This is a genomic window from Methanosarcina sp. Kolksee (assembly GCF_000969945.1).
Lineage (GTDB): Archaea > Halobacteriota > Methanosarcinia > Methanosarcinales > Methanosarcinaceae > Methanosarcina > Methanosarcina vacuolata.
Genome location: NZ_CP009524.1, coordinates 4,023,912 through 4,045,606, shown reverse-complemented (window position 1 = coordinate 4,045,606; position 21,695 = coordinate 4,023,912). Strand labels below are relative to the sequence as shown.

General features: G+C 38.9%; 13 protein-coding genes, 1 tRNA gene and 1 pseudogene. 6 read left to right on the top strand and 9 right to left on the bottom strand.

What is annotated here, in order from left to right:
- Positions 1-257 precede the first annotated feature (257 nt).
- Positions 258-638, bottom strand: a complete 381-nt coding sequence (locus tag MSKOL_RS16575) for a TIGR00304 family protein (RefSeq protein ID WP_048157778.1) — start codon at positions 636-638, stop codon at positions 258-260.
- Positions 620-865: a DUF131 domain-containing protein gene (locus MSKOL_RS16570; protein WP_048122807.1), complete on the bottom strand. Its 246-nt coding sequence runs from the start codon at positions 863-865 to the stop codon at positions 620-622. Before MSKOL_RS16570 ends, MSKOL_RS16575 begins: the two co-directional genes overlap by 19 nt.
- 1,053 nt (positions 866-1,918) lie before the next feature.
- Here MSKOL_RS16570 and MSKOL_RS16565 point away from each other — a divergent pair.
- Positions 1,919-3,160: a proteasome-activating nucleotidase gene (locus MSKOL_RS16565; protein WP_048157777.1), complete on the top strand. Its 1,242-nt coding sequence runs from the start codon at positions 1,919-1,921 to the stop codon at positions 3,158-3,160.
- Between the two features lie 247 nt (positions 3,161-3,407).
- Positions 3,408-3,482: transfer RNA gene (locus MSKOL_RS16560), tRNA-Glu, on the top strand.
- Between the two features lie 131 nt (positions 3,483-3,613).
- Here the strand turns inward: MSKOL_RS16560 and MSKOL_RS16555 are convergent.
- A pseudogene (locus MSKOL_RS16555) lies at positions 3,614-4,100 on the bottom strand (IS1 family transposase); the annotation flags it as partial.
- A 1,027-nt stretch (positions 4,101-5,127) separates the two neighbouring features.
- Here MSKOL_RS16555 and MSKOL_RS16550 point away from each other — a divergent pair.
- Positions 5,128-6,729 (top strand): PKD domain-containing protein, encoded by a 1,602-nt coding sequence (locus MSKOL_RS16550; protein WP_048157773.1) that lies wholly within the window; start codon positions 5,128-5,130, stop codon positions 6,727-6,729.
- Between the two features lie 878 nt (positions 6,730-7,607).
- The gene (locus MSKOL_RS21230) at positions 7,608-9,500 is read left to right on the top strand and encodes a S8 family serine peptidase (protein ID WP_052725584.1); all 1,893 of its coding nucleotides are present in this window, start codon (positions 7,608-7,610) and stop codon (positions 9,498-9,500) included.
- Between the two features lie 534 nt (positions 9,501-10,034).
- Here MSKOL_RS21230 and MSKOL_RS16540 read toward each other — a convergent pair.
- Positions 10,035-11,822 (bottom strand): ATP-binding protein, encoded by a 1,788-nt coding sequence (locus tag MSKOL_RS16540; protein WP_052725653.1) that lies wholly within the window; start codon positions 11,820-11,822, stop codon positions 10,035-10,037.
- Between the two features lie 677 nt (positions 11,823-12,499).
- Positions 12,500-13,828, bottom strand: a complete 1,329-nt coding sequence (locus MSKOL_RS16535) for a DNA double-strand break repair nuclease NurA (RefSeq protein WP_048157771.1) — start codon at positions 13,826-13,828, stop codon at positions 12,500-12,502.
- 424 nt (positions 13,829-14,252) lie between these two features.
- Between MSKOL_RS16535 and MSKOL_RS16530 the strand changes: the two genes are divergently transcribed.
- Positions 14,253-15,326, top strand: coding sequence for a pentapeptide repeat-containing protein (locus MSKOL_RS16530; RefSeq protein ID WP_052725582.1), 1,074 nt, complete (start codon positions 14,253-14,255; stop codon positions 15,324-15,326).
- A 655-nt stretch (positions 15,327-15,981) separates the two neighbouring features.
- On the opposite strand, the gene MSKOL_RS19585 is transcribed toward MSKOL_RS16530, so the two are convergent.
- Entirely contained in the window at positions 15,982-17,172 is a 1,191-nt protein-coding gene (locus MSKOL_RS19585; protein ID WP_082090993.1) for an ISH3 family transposase, read from the bottom strand.
- Positions 17,173-17,433: 261 nt separating this feature from the next.
- On the opposite strand from MSKOL_RS19585, the gene MSKOL_RS16520 reads away from it, so the two are divergent.
- Positions 17,434-17,775, top strand: coding sequence for a UPF0228 family protein (locus tag MSKOL_RS16520; protein ID WP_231592298.1), 342 nt, complete (start codon positions 17,434-17,436; stop codon positions 17,773-17,775).
- 522 nt (positions 17,776-18,297) lie between these two features.
- Here the strand turns inward: MSKOL_RS16520 and MSKOL_RS16515 are convergent.
- From MSKOL_RS16515 to MSKOL_RS16505, 3 genes are all read right to left on the bottom strand, one after another.
- Positions 18,298-19,056: a class I SAM-dependent methyltransferase gene (locus tag MSKOL_RS16515; RefSeq protein WP_048157770.1), complete on the bottom strand. Its 759-nt coding sequence runs from the start codon at positions 19,054-19,056 to the stop codon at positions 18,298-18,300.
- Positions 19,057-19,068: 12 nt separating this feature from the next.
- Positions 19,069-20,517, bottom strand: coding sequence for a nickel ABC transporter substrate-binding protein (locus tag MSKOL_RS16510; protein ID WP_231592297.1), 1,449 nt, complete (start codon positions 20,515-20,517; stop codon positions 19,069-19,071).
- A gap of 194 nt (positions 20,518-20,711) precedes the next feature.
- A complete protein-coding gene (locus MSKOL_RS16505) occupies positions 20,712-21,692 on the bottom strand; it encodes an ABC transporter ATP-binding protein (RefSeq protein WP_052725579.1) in 981 nt (326 codons plus the stop codon).
- Positions 21,693-21,695: the final 3 nt, after the last annotated feature.

Sequence of the window (21,695 nt, the reverse complement as noted above, 5' to 3'; positions counted from 1 at the left end):
TAGGATCGACTTATGGCAAGAGAGGCTGCATTATCAACGCGCTTCAGGAAGGTGATTTACCTGAGTTTCGTTTTGGATCAGGTGGTGCAAGCTTTTTAAATGAAGGGCTGACCGCAAACTTTTTTTGAAATGTTTTGATCGCAACTGTTATGGCGGAAAGCTTGACCAAAAGCTTCATCCGGTGTGATCAAATGGCGCAATGCAAACTTTTTCAAAAATAGTTGATTTCAACCTGGCAGGAACGACGATTATGGGATTTAAATAAAGGAGGATCTGAGGATCAGCAGGCTGAGAAGCATGAGTATTATTGCAAGGACTGCGGTGGTTTTTGCACTTTCTTTGTCGCTTCCGAAGATGATTGGGATCGGGCCGATCATGATTACTCCTCCGGTTTTGATTTCGGATTCGACTTTTCTTTTGGAGGGTTTTTCATGGAGAGGGCTATCAGAATTTGAAGTGCTCTCAAAGCGTGAATCTATTCCGGATGTGTCTGTTCTGTTTGAGTAGCTTTGCTTCGATCTGGATTCCTGGTACATGCTTAAAGCTACGCCGATCATAATTAGCAGAAATCCGATGAGTATTGTGGTAATTCCAATCGAAAAAAGCATGCTTCCATCAGTCAACGTTTCGTTTTCCATAGGAATAGATAGATTACTGAGATTATTAATCCAATTCCCAGCATATTTGTTGTTATTTCAGGAGAAGAGCCAAAAACTATCGGGATTGGGCCGATCATTATAAGTCCACCCATCTGGCTGTTTGCAGGATGCTGTATAATAGTAAGAACTGTACCTAGCAATAATATAATAATACCAACAAATATGACTGCTGTGCCTACTCTTAGAAAATCCTGAGATGTACGCATGTCGAATGATATAATGCTTTTATTATTAAATCTATCTTTCTAACTTTTTGCATCCGTAGTTTGTTATGCCTTAAAGGCTTACAAAAAGGGATACCATTTTCCTGAAAGTTTTTTCGCTCAAGTCGGGAAATGGTTATATTCTTTGTCCTTTTCAGTAAGGATTAAAACTAATTAAAAATTTAACGCCGGAGCTAAAAGAAATACATAAGTAAAATAGTTAAAGAGTTAAGTTTAAGAGCTTAATTGAAAAGATAAGTTAAAAGCTCAGTTTTTTCTAAATTTTCTGTCTGGTTTTTTTCCGGAATAATTTGCTGGAATCTGGAGAATGCAACGGCATGTATAATATAGAAAAAAGAAATATGATGACTGAACGGAATACAAATGTTGACAAATTTCAAGCGAGTGTCCGAAAGCAATTTAATCAAATAACTGAATAGATCCTTAATTGGGATATTATAAAGGTAGTCGGGATATAAAAATAGTCACAGGAGTTGCAGTAACTTATATATATCCATTTTATATTTATACATATATTTAATTTCAAACATTTTAACATTCACTGTGAAAAGTAAGAGTACCTTTTAAATGTCATTTTACCCTTTGATCTTTGCGAGTCACACTATAATGGGAGATTTCAGGAAGAGGATTCTTGATTTCCCTGTTTCTCAGGCTTTATTTCCTGCTTTATTCCTTGTAAAGCCAGGACAAAATGTGATCATCCTGAGAGACAAACTATATAGGAGAATAATACCTCCGGAAAATAACGCTTAAAGCTTAAGTGGGTAACTTGACCGGGTAACTGATCATGACTGGTTTACTGGTTACGGACCTGTATTATAGATCCCGCAGGCCAGTTTGCCTCCAAATCAATTCATTATAAATCAATAATTTCTGAGTGAACTAATCTTTAGATCATAAACTAATCTTTAGATAAAAACTAATCTTTAGATTATAAACTAATCTTTAGATAAAAACTAATCTTTAGATAAAAACTAATCTTTAGATCATAGACAGTATAAACTCAATTTCATGCGATAAAAAAGGTGGTTTCAAGTGCCAGAAGACAGTGCAATAAGATCTTCTCTGGAAGATATCAAAACAAGGGTAGAGTTCCAGCTTGAGAGCGGGAAGATCAATGCTGAAGATGTGAAATCTCTCTTAACCGAAATCGAAATAATGAGAGTCCAGAACGAGAACATGAAGGCACGGCTCCTGGAAGCAAGTGTGGCAACAGGCAGGCACCTTCAGGAAATCAACAAATTGAAAGCTCATCTGGAACAGCTTACCGAGCCTCCTCTCTTTATTGCAACTATTCTTGAGGTAAATGGAGAAATCGCACTTATAAGGCAGCATGGGAATAATCAGGAGGTTCTTACGCAGATCCCTGAAGAATGTATTGGAAAGATTGAACCCGGCATGAGAGTTGCAGTAAATGGAGCATACTCAATTATTTCCGTAGTCAGCAGAGCTGCCGATGTGCGGGCTCAGGTAATGGAACTTATTAACTCTCCTGGGATAGACTACAGCATGATTGGTGGGCTGGATGACGTGCTTCAGGAAGTCCGGGAAAGCGTTGAACTGCCACTTACCGAGCCCCAACTTTTCGAGGACATCGGAATCGAACCCCCTTCAGGTGTCCTGCTCCACGGGGCCCCAGGCACAGGCAAGACCCTTATTGCAAAGGCTATAGCTTCTCATGCAAAAGCAACCTTCATCCGAATGTCGGGATCTGACCTGGTACAGAAATTCGTAGGTGAAGGTTCAAGGCTTGTCAAAGACATTTTCCAGCTTGCGCGGGATAAGTCTCCAAGCATTCTCTTTATAGATGAAATAGATGCTGTAGGCAGCATGAGGACCTATGACGGAACCAGCGGTTCGGCTGAAGTCAACAGGACAATGCTTCAGCTCCTTGCAGAGATGGACGGTTTTGATCCGAAAGGCAATGTAAAGGTCGTTGCTGCAACCAACAGGATTGACCTGCTTGATCCTGCTCTCCTCAGGCCTGGCAGGTTTGATCGGTCTATAGAAGTCCCACTCCCTGACGAGAAAGGAAGGACTGAAATCCTTAAAATTCACACCCGCAAGATGAACCTTGCAGATGATGTGGACTTTGAGAAACTCGCAAAAGTCATGACAGGCATGAGCGGGGCAGAAATCAGCGTTATCGTCAAAGAAGCCGGAATTTTTGTGCTCCGCAGGCGCGGTAAACAGATCACCATGGCTGATTTCCTGAAAGCACACGAAAAGGTCGTAAATACCGAAGAACCCTCAATTCCTCAGGCTATGTTCGTATAAATCTGTCCTGACAGACAAACCGACAACCAAACCGACAGCCAAAACTTGAGAAACTGGAACCGGATTACAAACCGTATTACTATTAAGTTTAGGAAAGCTTTCAGGAATATTTTTTTAAGCTTGCCGGATAGATAATACTCTTCCGGCAGTTCCTCTATTTTTTTAAAACTCAGACGAAAGATTTATATTTTATAAATTACTTGAAGATATGCTGGCTGAGAGGCAAAGCATAACAAAATTACAAACTGCTCCGATAGTGTAGCTCGGCCAATCATTCAGGACTCTCACTCCTGCGACTGGGGTTCAAATCCCCATCGGAGCACTTTTCCTTTTTTACAATTTTTTTGCCAATCTGTGAAATATAAAGCTGGTAATTTCTTAGATGGTTCATCTTTACAATTTTTTTGCCAATTTATGAGATATAAAGCTGGTAATTTCTTAGATGGTTCATCTTTATTCGATTGATGTTTTAAAACACCTGAAAGTCAGCAATTTCTTTAAAGTCCATATTGAGTCCACAATTCCTGCCTCTCTTGAGTGTATTTTTACATTCCACTCCTTTTTCATCCTTGTACCTTAATCCTACATGACCTCTATAGAAGTCAAAATACATGCAATATGACCTCATTTGAGATTCTAACCATTCTTTCGCTTTTGAAAACCCTATTGTTTTTCTTGAAACTCTGTTGTTATCCTGCCTAAGAGTCAGGTTTTGTGTTTCAAGTAAAGTTGTTGATATTTCGCTTTGTTCAATGTTTTTTCCAGAGAGAATCTTCTTCTCGACTTTCTTAAGTATCCCATTTATTCTTATTTTGACTACCTGTGCATCTGTGACAAAAAGAAGGGTTTTATCAGAAAGATGTTTTTTAACTGACTCAACTAACTTATCTGCAACGTACTGTTTTCTGGGTCCTATTGCAAACTCAAGTATTAGCCTACATTCCGATAACAAATGTCATCAATGTTAATATTTTTTATATGTAAACGTTCATTATATATTAACAAAGAGGAGGAACATGAACGTGAGTTTTTTGGAAAAAATGGACGTTTTCTGGTATCAATTAGGCAAAGGAATTAAATTATCAGTATATATATTTTTGATATTAGTTATAGTGTGGGGATTGACTAAAATAATGCAAACCTTGCCATAGTTATAAACACTTGAGCTACAATCACACAGTTTCAAAAGAAATCCCCTATTGTTTAGCAAAGTTTCTATAGAGGGACAGTCAATAATTATTTAATAAATATTAAAAATTACCAGATTCGTTTGTTCGACTAGATTTAAGAGCTACTTTAATTGCAGTTATGAGAAATGTTAGAGAGTCAGTCACTTATAAATATAGCTAAGCAAAAATCAGTAAATTTGTGAGAAGGGGGAGTAATTTTACTTTAAAAAAATCAGTTACGTATATTTATGGGGGAGTCAGGGCATAGTTATTCTTTATAAATATTTACAAATGTAAGTATGTTTTGTACAATTATAAAATATCAGCATGTAATTTAAGAGAGTTAACTGTGAATATATAAAAAATTATAGGAAAATATATATATAAGAAAAATATAAGAGAATTTGAGGGTGTATATTTTATAGCTTAATATATAGTGCTACATAAACAGCACACATTAGCAAAAGGGGGATGAATAATTCATACTCAGGTAAAGAAACTGGCCGCTCTGAAATGGTTACCAAAATAAGGGTACATACAGAGTTTTCAATCTCTAGCTTAGAGAAAATGCTGTATTAAGTTAACACTTTCAATATTTTGTCATAACTGAAGACAGATGAATAATCTTGTTATTCAGCGGACTTTAACCTGACAAACAACCTGGAAACACAGCAGGTTCTCTTGGTTATTTTTATGAACCTAAGATAAGGTAGGTAATCTTTCGCTGGCAGGACAGAATTATCCGGCTGGGATTTATGAAAGTAAGAAGATCTGTACTTGTGAAAGTGAGGGAATGTCGTGAAAATTAATCCAAGAGTCATATATCTGTCAATAGTTTTTATATTTCTTATGATTATGATATCAAACGTAGCAGTAGCTGATGACCTAGAATCCGATAAGTTAACAAAAGTAGCGTCCAGTGTTACGTCCGACTCAAATCCGGTTTGGTCACCGGATGGGAAGGAAATTTTGTTCTCACGGGAATACGGACTTTATAAAGTGTTTTCAGATGGCACAGGAGAAAAGAAACTCACCTCTACAATGGGAAAGAATTTTACATCCGATTACGCTTGGTCTCCAGATGGATATAAAATTTCATATATTGAAAACAGATATGATGACGCTGCGGGACCCAGGAGTGATTTATGGATAATGAATTCAGACGGGACAGAAAGAATCCAATTGCTTGATACCATTTGGTACAGATATTATTATATATACACCTGGTTCCCTACAGGTTCAAAAATACTCTACTCTGAGATTTATGAAGAGATTGGGGGCTCCTATTGGGAAATGGATTCTGATGGATCTGATAAACATAACCTTGGGAACATGGGTATTGCTGACAGTATCGCCCTGTCTCCCGATGCGTCAAAAATAGCAATTTGTGCACATGGACCAGCTGACATAGACTACTATATTGACATTGGAAAAGTAGGTAAAGATTTGACCAGCTTCCGGCCGGGATTAATTAGTCATCAAACTCAGTCCAAACAGTCACAGATATGGTCCCCAGATGGTTCAAAAATAGTATACTATGCCGGGAAAAATGAGTCATATTATGAAGACGAAAACTCGGAAATATATACTATGAAAGCTGACGGCACCGGAAAAACTCAACTCACCTCAGATTTGGCAAATGATAATTCCCCTATGTTTTCACCTGATGGAAGTAAAATTGTATATGTGTCAGATAAAGCCGGAAGTAAAGATATATGGGTTATGAATGCTGATGGAAAAAACAAAGTGCAGTTAACGTCAAATTCAGCGTCGGATTCATTTCCGGTATGGAGCCCAGACGGCAAAAAAATTGCTTTTTGGTCTGATAGGGAAGGAAACAACGGTATATATATTCTGACTCTAAAAACCGAAAACCCACCTGTTGCTGCTTTCTTTGCATCCCAAACTTCAGGAAACCCTCCTCTGAAAGTCAGTTTTACGGATCAGAGTACAGGCACACCAATTTCATGGAAATGGAGTTTTGGAGATGGAAATGTTTCAACACTCCAAAACACTGTACACGTATATAATAAAGAAGGAAAATATACGGTCAGCTTAACAGTAAAGAATGAAGCTGGAACAAACACGAAAACAATAAAGAACTATATAACTGTAAAAACAGTTTATTTAAAACCGATTACTGCGTTTTCAGCCTCTCCAAATTCAGGAAAAGTCCCGTTGACTGTAAGATTTACTGACAAAAGTATAGGATCGCCTACTTCATGGAAATGGAGTTTTGGAGACGGAAAAACTTCAACAGCCCAGAATCCAGAACATCAGTATTTACAGGAAGGAAAATATAAAGTTACACTTACAGTAACCAACGCTGCAGGCAGCAGTACTATAACGAAGACAAATTACATAACAGTGACAACAAATACAAGACCTGGAATATTCTGAAAGCAAATAAACGCTTAAATTGAAAAAGTCAAGTAAAGGGTAGTGGGGAAATTATTAATGGCTCTTCGTCATTTCCTATGGATAAGATGACTTTCAATTCAAGATCGCATTGGTTTTTATAAACACATTGTGAAAATGACTCAGTACCAAAATCTAGTGATGAATGTAAAATTCAAAATCACTAGATTTTGTAATTGGTCACAATCCTTGTAATACAACTTAGGGATTGACGTCTTTAGATACCGAATATTGATTTTAGTGAAAACCGAATTTTTCTTGCTAATTCAGATTTTCAATCAAAAAATGCAAAAATCACTGGATTTTGGACCAGAGTCGTGAAAATATCCACACATAAAAACAAGAGCCATTTTGAGTTTTTGTATTGAAAAGCATTTTTTCCAGGCTTTGATACGACTAAATATTCACATTCTTGTATCCTCTTCAAATTCAATGGAGAATTTTCCAACTCGAAAAGTGTGCAACAATTTTTATACATTTATAAAGTTAAATGCATCGCATGACGTTGTTTTTCAGACTTGGATATATTCTTAAATTTTCAGTAAATACATAAAATTTACTTTTACTCATACAATTTGGGAGGATACTAATTCTTCTATTTTTAAGAATATTCCGATATTAAAATAAATACCAGACCTTTTAAACTCAGAAGTATTTTATAATTGGACACCGATCTCTATAAGGGTCTTATGTTCTGTAATAAAGTTTAACACCTGCATATCAACCACAAAAATATAGTTACTCAACAGGTATTTACTTTAATTCTCTGGGATGAAAAGTCTGAAAACCCAGGTAATTTTGTTACAGAAAGTTATACCCATTAATAATGAAAGAATAACTTTGAAAAGGAGTGTGAATAGGTGGAAAAAAAAAGCCAGAAGCCCTTAAGAAACACGGTTTCTGAACTGTTATGTGTAATCTGCACATTATTTTTATTAGTATCTCTGTTTTCATTTAACGCTTTAGCTGAAGACTCAAATGATAAGATCTCAGCGAGTTTATCTTCTAAACTTGCTGAAACTTCAGCGACGGAAAAAGTCCCAGTAATTATAATGCTACCAGATCAGCAGATCTCATTTACTGCTGCTGGAAAAGAGAAAATCGAGAGTAAACAGAAAGATCTCATAACGTTTCTCGAGACTGAGAAATCCAAAAACAATGTAAAAGATATAAAACCCATGTCAATTATTAATGCTGTAGCAGCCAGTGTAACCCCTGACGTTTTAGCGTCTCTTACCGAAAGATCCGATGTTTCAACTGTCGAGCTTGATGCAATTTACTCCATAGGACAATCCGAAACTTCCTCTGTAGAAACAGAGGCATCGACTGCCCAGGAGAGTACGGCATGGGGAGTTGACAAAATTGGAGCGCCTGCTGTCTGGCAGCAGGGTATAACTGGGAAAGGAATAACTGTTGCTGTCGTGGATACGGGAGTCGATGCGACACACCCCGATCTTGATGACCTTGACGACAATCCCAGTACAACCGATCCGAAAGTTATCGGTTGGGTCGACTATGTAAACTCAGAGTCGTCTCCTTATGACGATCACGGGCATGGCACTCACGTATCAGGAACTATTTCAGGAACCGGAGCTAATGGCATACAAACCGGAGTTGCACCAGGCACAAATTTGATTGTAGCAAAAGTATTCGATGCAAGCGGTTCTGGATATTTATCTGACTGTATTCTTGGCTTTGAGTGGGCGGTTACTAATAATGCCCGTATTATAAGTTTCAGTGGTGGATCATCAGTACACAGCACAGCATTTGCAGATACAATAAACAATGTTGTAGCAGCAGGTGTAATTCCTGTTGTAGCGGCTGGCAACAGCGGACCTGCATCTAGCACAATTAATTGCCCTGGTGATGAACTCAATTCATGCACTGTCGGTGCAACAGATTCCTCCGATGTAATAGCGTATTTCAGCAGCAGGGGCCCCGTTACTCTGAATGACCAGACATACATTAAACCTGATGTATCTGCACCCGGTGTAGATGTCACTTCAACACTTCCAGGCGGCGGATATGCGGACTGGTCAGGAACTTCCATGGCAACACCACACGTTTCCGGTACTGCAGCATTAATTCTTGAAGAGAACCCAACTATGAAGCCGGCTGCTGTAAAGGAGAAGTTAGAAGATACGTCATTAGACCTTGGATCATCAGGAAAGGATAACAATTATGGTTCAGGCCGGATCAATGCATATGATGCAGTATTTGGCGGAATGCCTGTAGCAAGCTTTACTGCGAAGCCTACCTCAGGAAAAGTCCCATTGACAGTTGCCTTTACTGACACCAGCACAGGAACACCTACCAAATGGAAATGGACCTTTGGAGACGGAAAAACTTCAACAGTCCAGAATCCAAAGTATAAATATTCCAAAATAGGTAACTATACTGTGACTCTAACAGCAACAAATACTGCAGGCAGTAACACGGTAACAAAAACAGATTACATAGTAGTAGTCTCAAAACCCACTGCTTCGTTCTCTGCATCCCCTACCTCAGGAAAAGCAACATTAACAGTTAAATTTACAGATAAGAGTTCCGGAAACCCCACTTCATACAAATGGAGTTTTGGAGATGGAGCAATTTCAAGAGAAAAGAATCCAACCCATCAGTATTCACAGGCAGGAAACTATAAGATTACACTTACAGTAAGCAATGCAGCAGGCAGCAGTACTATATCGAAGACAAATTTCATAAAAGTGACAACAAACACAAGACCGGGAATATACGCCGAAAGTCAGTAAACCATTATAAACTCTTTAATTGAAAAAGAGAAAAAATAATGGATAAAGGGAGTGGGGAAATTATTTTATCAAATCTGACAACAAGATTATCTTATCTTGTATAACCAATTTGAAAACTGACTTTCTCTTTTGCGATTTTGAGAAACCTATCTTATTATCTGGTTTTTAGTTGTCCGTGAGCTATTGATTTAATTGGAAAAACAGGGCATATTCTTCATATTATGAAAAACATAGATTGATGCTTACACATTTTAGACTTTTACAATTATATTAGTACACTTACGGTTTCAATAACTCACTCTCGCAAACTAATTCACATATTAAGTTTAGTGTAGCATCAATTTTCAAGGATTCAATGCTTACAAATAATTGCAATTGATTTGAAACGACATTTTACTGTTTACGCAACACCAGGATGTTTCGGATTTTCGTACTATAGACTCTCATTGTGCCTGAACCCTGCCCTGTACAACCTAAGCCTGTACAGCCAAAGAATCTTCTAAGAAAATTTGTTGATCACCGAACCTGATAAGATCACCGATGTCGGACTACACAATTTGAAAGCCCGATTATCTCCACGATATCGCTGTTGTCTGGAGAATGAATTATCATCTGTCCTTTCTTAAGATAGGGAATTCTCCGCTCGTATTCTTTCGGAACTTTTAGAGATGTAATAGCTGCGTCATTATTGAGGTTAAGGATCAGTTTCGTATTAATCTGCTTGAAAACCGTATCATCGATGTCCTGAGGGTCCTGGGTTATCAAGAAAAGGCCCAGTCCTTCTTTTCGGCCCTGGCGGGCTGCATCTGCAAAGCGTGAAATAATAAGGCGAGAATGTTCCCCATTTGCATTTGAGAGATATCGATGAGCCTCATCCAGTGCAAGAATGATTGGAGTTTCTTTAATAGCTTCCTTTCCCGTTGTACTTAATTTGTTGTCCACGATCAAGCTCATGATTGTGAGTACTATAAGGTCACGGATTCTCGGAGCACTTATATATTCAGTTGGGAAAACCGAAATCTGCCCCGGCTTGAAGATCTTATCCACAAGGTCAGTGATTGAAGTCGCATCCCGGTCAAAAACCTTCGAGAAGAAGTGACTTCTTACTCTTCTTACAATCCCATCGTATGAGGACTCGTGAAGCTTCCCGCTGTCAACATAGTAGGAACGGGTACCTTCATTATCAATATGGTTGATGAAATTCAGGTAAGTATGAGGTACACTTGACTTGAAGAAATCTCCAAGAAGCACTTCAAGCCCGATATACTGGAGTTCTGACATTCCGGTTGCTGCAATAAGCCAGGAATTGTGTTCTACAAGTGAAAAAGGAATTGTAAATTCAATCTGCTCGGCTCTGGATTTATCTCCGGGATATCTTTGCCCATCGACTTTTGCCACGAAAGCCTTTGTAGAGAGAACCCGGCCATAAGTTACATTTTCGGATTCAAACCGAAATTTATCGCCCTCAGTGAGGTTTTCGTTGTCCTCAAAAAGCTGGGAATACTCATCCTGAGGGTCCATAATTACCAGGCAAGGATTTTTCCGCGCCTTGTCAGGAGAACCCCGCAGCCTGTACCTGTTGCTTTCATTCATGAACTGGCGGAGGATATTCTTAGAAAGGAAAGTTTTTCCTGTACCTGTGCTCCCGCAAATAAGCATATGCCTGAAAATAAGGGGATCACCCATGGAATAGTCGTTTCTCAGGTAATATGCAACCGTTTCGGGCTCGGAATTGGTTTTTAAAAGCTCGCCCCCTACACTCAGGTGGCCGATAAAGATCCCGTTTTCGGGAATGTTAAGCCCTGTCTGGACTTCAAGCCTGTCAGTAACCGGCAGGATAGGAGTGTTAGGGTGAGGAATCCGGTCTGCCATCCGCCGGGTGAGTTTACCTTCGGCTTTTCGGTAGAGAATACAGAGCGGATCAAGACAGGCAAGGAACTTGTAATCGTCTTCATTTACAGGGTTTCCACGGGCACTGAGCATGCGCCTTGAATGAATTTCAGTTGCATCGTCTACAACAAACTCCTGCCTGTACTGGAGTTTTCCCACCCTGGCAAAGAGTTTTTCTCCGTTTTCATAAGGCACAACAACGTATGTTCCCAGCCTTATCTCATCCCGTCGAGCTGATGTAATGTAACCGGTGATTACAGCTCCTGAAGGGGTTAATTCAAGGGGCTCTATGCCTGTAGTGACAATCCCGAAAGCTTCTGAAACCGGAGAAGCCTTCAGTACATTATCATCACACCCTGCAAAGCCTTCAAAAGGAAAATTTCCCTTTACGGAACTCCCGAGAACTTCGGATTCAAGAGAGAGATCTGAAATAGACAGAGAAGCAGTCTTAGATACAGGAGCAGTTCTGGGTAGAGAGGAAGATTCAAAAATTGCTTCGGCAGGGTCTGAAAAAATGTTGGATTTACTATCAGATTCAGTGCGGGGTTCAGTACCGTGTTCAATGCCAGATTCAGTACCTGATTTAATGTCGGATTCAGTACCGTGTTCAATGCCAAATTCAGTATCGGATTTAATGTCGGATTCAACACCGTATTCAATACCGGATTTGGGTGGGATAAAATCGGGTACATCCTCCAGACAATCTTTCCTCAAATCCTCGGATAAGGGAATTTGCAGTATTTCCTCAGTATCAGGTGTGAGTATAGAGGTGACCTGATTAGAGGTGACCAGATCGGGAGCGTCTTCAACGGAATTTGCTGTTTTGCTTATATTCCTGTTTTCAGGATTTATCTCATCAAGATTTTCATTTCTTGGCTCAGCGGGAATTTCATTTCTTGGCTCAGCAAGACTTTCATTTCTTGGCTCAGCAAGACTTTCATTTCTTGACTCAGCAGGAATTTCATTTCTTGGCTCAGCAAGACTTTCATTTCTTAGCTCAGCAGGGCTTTCCTTTGAACCTGCATTTTCTTTCGTTCCTGAATTGGCAGGAGCTGACTCCTTTTTTGGTTTGTAAGAGTTAAAAGTAAAAATGTCGACATTTTCATATTTCATTCAATCTTACCCCACCGAGTGTCATTGTAAGTAGTATCGGGATTCATATTTTCAAAGAATTTATCAATCTCTTCCCTCTCTACTTTCCTGATTTTTGCCAGATGGTCTGCTTTTGTGAGGGTAAGAGGAAAACCATACAAAGAAAGGTCAAAGAGCACTTTTTTGGTCATTTGCATACGGAGAAAATCGTCTTTAACAAGCCCATATGGGGCTTCTACCTTGAAGACCACATCTTTGTAGGGTACATAAAGCATGAAAAAACAAAGAGCATAATCTTCAGGCGGGAAATAGTGCCTGAGTTTCTGCTGGAGAGGGTCTGCGGCTGCAAGGGGTGAAGTCCCGTTAAGCAATTTTTCGTAAAACCTGTTGGGCTGCAAAAACCAGTTCGTGTAAGTAATGTAATCATTTTTGGAGCCGTTGTGCTTGCCGTTCTTCCCGTTATTGTTCGAATTTCGTCCCCCGTGTCCTGAAGCTTTGTTAACTTTTTCCAGGGAGAGCAGGTTCTTGAAAAACTGCGAATCCAGCATCCAGGGCAGATCGAGAGCGTTTCCTTTTTTCCGGACGCTGTCCATAATCTGCATGTCAATTGGATTTTTCACAAACCCAATCACAGGCTTCCGATTTTTCAAGAAATGGTCCATTATATCAATGTAATTCTGGAGAATTTTTCGGGCATCGGTGTTCTGCCGGACCCTTACGTCCTCGTCGTCCAGCACCATCCAGTACATTAGCTGTTTTGGATAAATCGGCCCGTCCATTATGAAAAAGCTCTCGGGCTTTATCCTGTCTTTCATGAAAAGAATATGTTCGGATTCTGCCAGGTACATGGCAAAACTGTGCACCATGTCAGAAGCTTTTCTTTTTAACTCGTCAGGCGCGATTGTAACCAGTTTTGCCCTTCCAAATCCTTCATCGAAGGTTTCCCAGATTGCGCTACCCTGCATGGATACCCTCTGGGAAGAAGAATAAGCGGCGCATACGATTGTTCGGAATCTCTGGATATCAAGATTAGTAGGCGTTGAAGCCAGCCCACAGTGGCAGAAATCTACAAAAAGCCCGCTGTCATAAGTCCTTGGGTTGGTACTTCCGCTGTCGCAGGCATAAGTAAGAGGATACGGGTCTTCACCCTGTGCCATCAGTTGAGTCCTTACAATTCCCCGAAAGAGCCTGTCTATAGCTTTAAGAATGACCTTCCCATCGAGACTCAGCTCCTCAAGCAGAGAATAGATATCTGAAGCTGTTTTTACCTCCTCAGACTCAAACGAGCAGTCAATCTTTTTTGCAAGCTCCGAGATTTTATGCATATGCACGGGCTCAAGGGTCATGGATAAAAGATACTTTGAGGAGTCATATATATTTATTGAATGGAAAGGGGAAAAGAAGATTCTTTATTGGAAAATGAGTGATGGAATATACAACTTTTTTCCATGAGAATCTTCTCAAGTGATAGAGAAAGTTTAAGAAAGTCTAATCAATGTTTCCATTTAATTAATAAAAAATGTGTATATGGGACACAATGCCAAAGTCCAGTGATAACCATAAAATCAAAAATCACTAGATTTGAAAATGGTCACAATCCTTGAACGTTATCTATTGATTGATTCTGGAAGATCTTGAATATTTAGTTTGATTGAAGTCTGAATTCTTCCTGGAAATTAAGGATTTTAATCAAAAAATGCAAAAAGCACTAGATTTGGGAACTGAGTAGGACATAGTATTACTTTATTACAAAAAGTGTAAGGTGGTCTTGTGACCGGTCTGGAAAATCCGTACTTAAGCGTCACTGTTGCTATTTCAGGCGTCATCATTAGTATCATTGCCCTACATTACAATCGTAAACAAACTTTTGCTGCAGAAAAAAGCATAAGTATCGCTCAGGAAGGTCTGAAAAATGGGTTTATTGAGCAGCTTCGTGGAGCTGTAGATCAATTGGGAAATGAAAAATTAGAGATTCGCTTAGGTGGAATATATGCACTTGAGAGAATCTCAAATGAATCTGAAAAAGACTACTGGCCAATCATGGAGATTCTGACCGCTTACGTCAGAATGAATTCAATTATTGACAAGGACGGAAATAAACTCAACAGTGAGTATATATCTGCAGATGCTCGAACTGACAAACGTATAAGATATTCAGAATGTGATGAGGACGATCCAATAGTTGAACTCCTGTCTATCGATGTTCAAGCAATACTTACTATTCTTGGAAAACATAAGCGTGTGTATAACAGTGAGGAGGCAAAGCACCTTAATCTAAGTTATACGTATTTGGGTAAAGCAGAACTCGAGGGAGCTCACCTTGAAGGAGTTAATCTTGAAGGGGCACACCTCATTAAGGCCAATCTTAAGAGAGCTCACCTTGAAGGGACTAACCTCCATCGAGCTAATCTCTGTCACGCGGATCTTGACAAAGCGAACCTTGAAAGAGCTAATCTTAAATGGGCTCATATTCGAGGCAGCCTTATAGAGGCTAATCTTGATAGGGCGAACCTTGAAGGAGCTCGTCTGATGGTGGATCTCAAAGGAGCTAACCTTAAAAGAGCTAATCTTAAATGGACGCGCATTAAGCATTCTTTTTTTGATGGAGGAGCTAATCTTGAAGGAGCTGACCTCGAAGGAGCTCATCTTGAATGGACTTGTTTTGAAGGAGCTAACTTCAAAGAAGTAAACCTCGAAGAAGCTCAAATTATATATCCTGAATATTTATCTTTTGACCAACTTTCAAAAGTAAAAACACTTTACAATACGAAATTAGATGAATATTACATACCGTTAAAAAAGGAGTATCCTGCCCTTTTTGAAAATCCTCATAACAATAAATGATCAGATATTACAAACTTCTACTGGGATTTATTATTCCTACTGATCTCCTATATCTCCGGTAATCGCATCATATTCAATTACTATTTTTTCTGAATCAAGCTCTGAACATGAACAGCTTGTTTCTGTGTAACTTCATTAAGCTGTGTGGTCTGGTCATCTTTCCTGCCTAATTGACCGCTCATCAGGTCGATCTGCTTTTTTAGGTATTCAATATTACTTGCTACAGAACAATTGAGTTAGCATGAAATTACGGAACAAAACTGGTTCTCCATGCGCCTTTTTCTGCTCCTTCTCAAATTTAAGCCTTCGATGGCAATTCACCGATTAATTTAGCAACGGTTTTGAAAAATCAAAATCAAGACAACCCTACTGCCCGGGATAATGAGGAAAATCAATAGTCAAAAAGGGTAAGGTGAAAAGTACTTTCATTTCTTTGTTCCTGTTATTCCAGTAGTTCCGATCAGACTGACTTCCGAATGATAAAAACAAATTGAACTTACATTTTATCCATTAATTTTCAAAGTAGACTATATTATTGATCAGATTTTAAAATTCTTAAGCTATAACTTTCACTTACATTTTTCAAAAAATCAGATCACATTGAGTAATTTTATAGCATACGCTATTAGGTTCTTAAATTTTAATTTGAGATGAGTTATATTATAGTTAATCGAGTGCATAGCACTCGATTTCTTTCTTCATTGACCCATCTCAAACAATCCAGTAACACACTAACAGGAATAAAATTCAGCGACCTTAGTCCATATCTTACAACTTTTTTTATGTCTTCATTTATTAATGATTTTAGCTCATAAGCTGTAATTTCTAGAACTGACTTTAGCATATTTAGCACATTGTACATGATGCATTGAATAATAAAGAACAATACTCTTGCTACTGGAGATTTTGTACATGATCGTATCTTGAACTCGTTTTTCACTCTATACCCAGTTTCTATATTCCATCGTTTTCTATATTCTTCAGGAATCATCTTTTCAAATTTCTCAATTGATTCTGCTTTTTTGTTTGTAGCAAACAGAAGATACTTTTTCTTTTTATCATTATATATTGCCACAACATTGAAAGAAGGTCCTCCTTTCTGGAATCGATATTCAAAAATAGTCGAAGTATTCCCATACTCTTTTTGATGATTTTTAAGTTCTCTATTGATAACCTGAGTCGATTTAGCTGCTATAACAAAATTGACTTTAAGTTCATCCAACTTTGAAATTACATCTGTGTTAAAAAATTCTTTATCAAGGTATGTTGTTCCTGTTTTTACACCTATCGTTTTAAGTCTTTTGAATAAAGATTCGATTAAAAGAGAATAATTCTTGTTCAAACTATTGATGTCTATTACGTCAAGTGTTAAGTGAGAAGTTCCAATTATATCAAGAGTACAGAACGATTTACCCCATGAACTACCATTCTTTAGTTTTATTCCTCTAATACCAGGAGTATTTTTGTCTCCATAATACGAAATGTCATGAAAATCAATAGCTATATCATGAATATTGTTTTCAAGTTTCATCATCTTGAAAAGCTCAAGATTCATTTTTCTAAAAGAGGAAAGAATATCTTCAATTTTATTTTCTTTGATGTAATTGAAAATAGTATCTGCTGAAGGTATTCTTAAGTCAGGATTTTTTCTTTGCAAATCATTACTTGCAGATTCAAGAGAGTCTGTAGAGGATGTTGCGGCATGCAGCAATATGTTTAAAGTGTCCTGACATTCATAATTTGCAGATTCTGGCAAAGTTATTATATTATATTTGCTAATCAATTCAGAGGATACAGCCAGCAAGCTGGCTGTATCTGTGGTCATGGAATCGTTTTTTGTTGGCATTAAAAATAAATTCCATGATCTAATAAAACTTTTTTTCGGCTAATTCTAATTAGTTACTAATGTTCTAAATTCAGCATTCGGAACTTGGGTTATTCGGAACTACTGAATGATAGCTGGGTTATTTATAGAACCTCCAGTTGATAAAGAAACGCCGGATCCTGAATCGCAAGTAGGTGGTCTGTTTATTCAATTTAAAGATGGAGTTTCTGAGTCAGAAGTAAAATCCATTCTTCAAAACTATAACATGACTCGAACTATAGAATGGAATATGATACTAATCATACGGATGAAAGATATTACATAATGGTGGATAAAGATAATTGGAGTGACATCAGAGGTGAACTTGTTGAGATGAAGGAAGAGAAAAAAGATTGGACTATATCTTCTCCTCATGTTATCAGAAAAGGAGATTATTACGTTCTTTCGGTCTCTGAACAAGCAACCCGGAACAGAAAATTTCTTGCAATACTCAATAAATATAATACTGAAGTAAAAAGGTTTGTTTGGTGTAATATTTGTTTTCTTTATAGTGATGGTCCCCTAACGTATTGGATTCCGAGAGAAGATGCAATAAGGATAAAAAATGAGCTTGAACAAAAATAAAATATATATACTGTGCAGTTTGATTACCTTTATCCTCCAGATGACAACACAACCTAAGAAATCGTCTTCATTCCAGTCCGAATTTTGCTTTAATTAGAATCTGCTTCAGAACACATTTTGTTGTGATTGAAATAATAACAAAAAACGAGAGTTTTTTAGATATTTGTAAAAAGAATGGCCACTCAAAGGGCAATAATTCCTGAGTCAACGAAATTTAATGAAAAAAAACTAAAGATGAAGATCGAAATGTAAAATCCGGTGAAAAGAAAAATAGTGAAATCACCGGATTAACGTAGTCGAACTGAAAAATCAACAGCATCAGATCATTAACTGTATAAAACACGACTTTAATCCATAATCTTTGCTGCAATTGATTTTGTTTCTCAAGTGAATAAGTCCTATGGATTATGAAGCTTATCTCACTTAGTGTTTTATTAAAGTTATGTGATTTGAGCCTGTATTCTCACAATTATTTCTTTATTCTCATAATTAGAGCCTGTACTCTCGCAGTTATTATCTCACTTACTTGTAAGCAATTACACGGAACCTTTTCCCCTGATATCCATATCTCCAGAATTCGAGATGTAATGGACTGTTGCGGAAACGATCCTTTGTCACCTCTACTTTTGAAAAACCTGCTTTCAGCAACAGTTCTTGATCATATTGCGGTCGCTTATGCCGAATCATAGGCAGTTGCTCGAATCCATTGCCTGGGGAATTGTGCTGTTTCTTTTTCCGAGATTTCCCTTCCATGAAGAGATTAATCAGATCTGAGATTAATTTCAATACGTAGTAACGCAAAGAGGACTGATCCCGCCTGTAATCGCCGTCATAAATGACGATTTTACCACCCGCTTTCAGCAGATTTTTCCATCGAATGAAAGCTTTCTCCGGGTCATAGAGTGTCCAAACAACATCGTGTGATATTATGGCATCAAGGCTGTCTTCCTTCTCTTTATCCAAAAGCACGGCGTCGCCTTTATAAATTTTTGTATTTAACGCCTCCTTTTTGATATTGATCCTGGCACGCTCTACCATTCCCTCAGCACCATCAACAGATGTCACATTATGTTTTAGCCTGGCAAGCATAATTGTAAAAAATCCCGGTCCGCACCCGACATCAAGTACATGCAATGGTTTCTCACCAAGCACCAGCCGAAGTTCATCCTGCCAATGATTTACGTCTTTTTCATTACTTAGCTGTTTTTGGATCACCTGGTCATAACCCCCGGCATCGGCAGACCAGGCTTTTTCAATCTGTTCAAATACAGTCCCCAACATGCTTTTGACCTCTTACTTTGCTATAGTGATCAACTGCCACTCTATGCCTTCATAGCTCGTCGGTGCAACTGTCACGTTTTGCAAGCGAGTGTTATATACATATTGTTTGTTGGGATAGCACAGAGGAACAACAAGTGCCTTGTCATTGATCAGCTTAAATATCTGGTCATACTTTGCCTGACGCGTTGCCTCGTCCTGTGTTTTAATGACCTCGTCAAGATCTGTATTTAACTGAGGGTCATACCAGCATATGGACGTGCTACCCTCGGACTGATAAAACATGGAGCGCAAAAATCCGTGAGGATTCCATGAATCTTCATATGTGCGGTAAATAATCATGTCAAAATCGCGGTTTTTCCAGATTGCATCATAGTAGGCCGAAGTGTCCAGTTGCTCAAGCTGAATATCAATTCCGACCTCTTTGGCAGCCGCCTGAAGGTATTCACACATAGATTTCCAGCTTGCATACTCCTCAGACTGAAATACAAGCTTGAGGGACAGAGGCACACCGTTCTTATCAACGATCCCATCCCCATCACTGTCCGTATATCCCGATTCGGCCAGCAGCTCTTTTGCTTTTTCCGGGTTATAAGAGTATCCTTTACTGTTTTCATCAGTGACATATGGTACCGTATCAGGTAAAATGCCCTTTGCGGCAACAGCATCTCCTCCAAATATATTTTCCACGATGCTGTCTTTGTCTATTACGTAATTTAATGCAAGACGGACATTTTCATCCTGCAATACAGTATTTTCTTGATTTAGCATGAGGAAAAAGCCCAATGTGCCCTCAGTGTTTGTAACGGCAAGATTTTTTGATGACTCAATGATCGATTTGCTTTCGGAAGGCAGATCGGCCAGAGAAAGGTCAGCTTCTCCGCTTTGAAGCGCCATAATTCTTGATTCGCCGTCGGTAACTTTTCTGATGGTTATCTTATTAATATTCGGTTTCGTTCCGTAGTAATACGGATTGGGCACCATAACCACCTCTTCCTCAGGGACGTAACTTTCCACCATCCACTCACCTGTGCCGATCATTTTTACAAAGTTGCCGCTTTCATCAAACGAATTTTCAGATGCGATACGGAAAGGTCGTGGGTAGGTCAGTTCGATTAATACGGGATAGCAGTTTTCTTTAAATGTCAACCTGACCGTGTAGTCGTCTAATTTCTCCACATTTGTAAGTGGCGTGGAAAATCTCGTTGGGTCCCAGTGCTTTGCACTGTTCACCACGCTGTCCGCGTTAAAGCTGGTACCATCTGAATATTTGACATCTTTACGTAAGTAGAAAGTATACTGCGTTCCATTATCACTAATTTCCCATCTCTCAGCAAGTCCCGGTTCAATCACGCCACCTTTTCCGTATTTGACCAGCGGTTCGTACACCATTTCATAAAGGCACATTTCAGTGCTGGACTCTATCGGGCTGGCATCTTCCGGGTTCAGTTTGCCGGAGACCATAATTGTAATGGAATCTGACTGATTACTGACGGCCGTGGCGGTGGTATCTGAATAATCAGAAATTTCGTTCTGTGTATTGTTTGACGCTTGATTTGAGATGCATCCACTCATCAACAGCACCAGCGATAGTGCTGACGCGATAATTGCCCAGATATATTTTTTCTTCATTTTTCATTCTCCCTTTCTTTAATGGCTTATACGATTTGACATGCTACAAAATGACATGCTACAAAATGACCGCGTGCGACCTCCCTTAGCACTGGATCTTCATTTATGCAACGTTCTGTACAACAAGGACAGCGTGGAAAAAACCGACAACAGTGTTTTGAATCAGGTATAACTGTTGTATCAATTACGCTCTCCATCGTGCATTTTTTTCGTTCTGCAGGTACCTTTGCTGGTATACACGAAAACAGTAGGCTGGTGTATGGGTGAAGTGCGTTCTGCATCGAGTTCTGTTTTAAATCGATTTGCTCTACTATCTTACCCGCATACATAATGGCCATAATATCGCAGACATAAGGCACGCAGTTGAGGTCGTGGGTGATAAACAAGTAGGTTAAACCAAATTTATTTCGTAAATCATTAAGTAAAGTCAGAATTTGTTTGCGCAATGAATAATCAAGGCTGGAAACGGGCTCGTCGCAAACAACAAACTCCGGGTGAAGAACAAGCGCACGTGCAATATTGGCACGCTGGCGCTGCCCCCCGCTCAACTCCTTTGGATTCCTCTGAGCGTATAAGGCATCTAGACCGACCTGTTCCAGTATTGTCTCAATTTTTTCTAAGCACTCTTTTTTTGATACTTTCTCGCTGTTTTCAATAACCTCGGCAATACTTTCACCTACGGTATAGGACATATCAAAAACGCTGCTGCTATTTTGAAATATCATCTGGATATTACGTCGTAGTGGACGCATTTTTCTAAGGGAAATATTTGATATTGACCGTCCCCGAAACAGTGCCTGTCCTTCTGTCGGCGTTTCCAGTCCGGCCATCATTCGACCAAGCGTGCTTTTTCCGCTTCCGCTTTCCCCGATAAGTCCTACTGAACGTCCCTTCTGAATTTTGAGAGACACACCGTTTACAGCAGAAACCTGCTCTCCCTTATTTGTAAATAAATTTTGTTTTTCGTAGGATTTCCGTATGTTCAGGGTTTCCGCCAATACTTCCATGGC

Excerpts from the sequence above, each read along its gene's own strand:
- MSKOL_RS19585 (WP_082090993.1), bottom strand. The coding sequence starts at position 17,172 with ATGCCAACAAAAAACGATTCCATGACCACAGATACAGCCAGCTTGCTG.
- MSKOL_RS16575 (WP_048157778.1), bottom strand. The coding sequence starts at position 638 with ATGGAAAACGAAACGTTGACTGATGGAAGCATGCTTTTTTCGATTGGA.
- MSKOL_RS16510 (WP_231592297.1), bottom strand. The coding sequence starts at position 20,517 with ATGGTCTCCGGCAAACTGAACCCGGAAGATGCCAGCCCGATAGAGTCC.
- MSKOL_RS16515 (WP_048157770.1), bottom strand. The coding sequence starts at position 19,056 with ATGTTGGGGACTGTATTTGAACAGATTGAAAAAGCCTGGTCTGCCGAT.
- MSKOL_RS16535 (WP_048157771.1), bottom strand. The coding sequence starts at position 13,828 with ATGACCCTTGAGCCCGTGCATATGCATAAAATCTCGGAGCTTGCAAAA.
- MSKOL_RS16570 (WP_048122807.1), bottom strand. The coding sequence starts at position 865 with ATGCGTACATCTCAGGATTTTCTAAGAGTAGGCACAGCAGTCATATTT.
- MSKOL_RS16520 (WP_231592298.1), top strand. The coding sequence starts at position 17,434 with ATGGAATATGATACTAATCATACGGATGAAAGATATTACATAATGGTG.
- MSKOL_RS16505 (WP_052725579.1), bottom strand. The coding sequence starts at position 21,692 with ATGGAAGTATTGGCGGAAACCCTGAACATACGGAAATCCTACGAAAAA.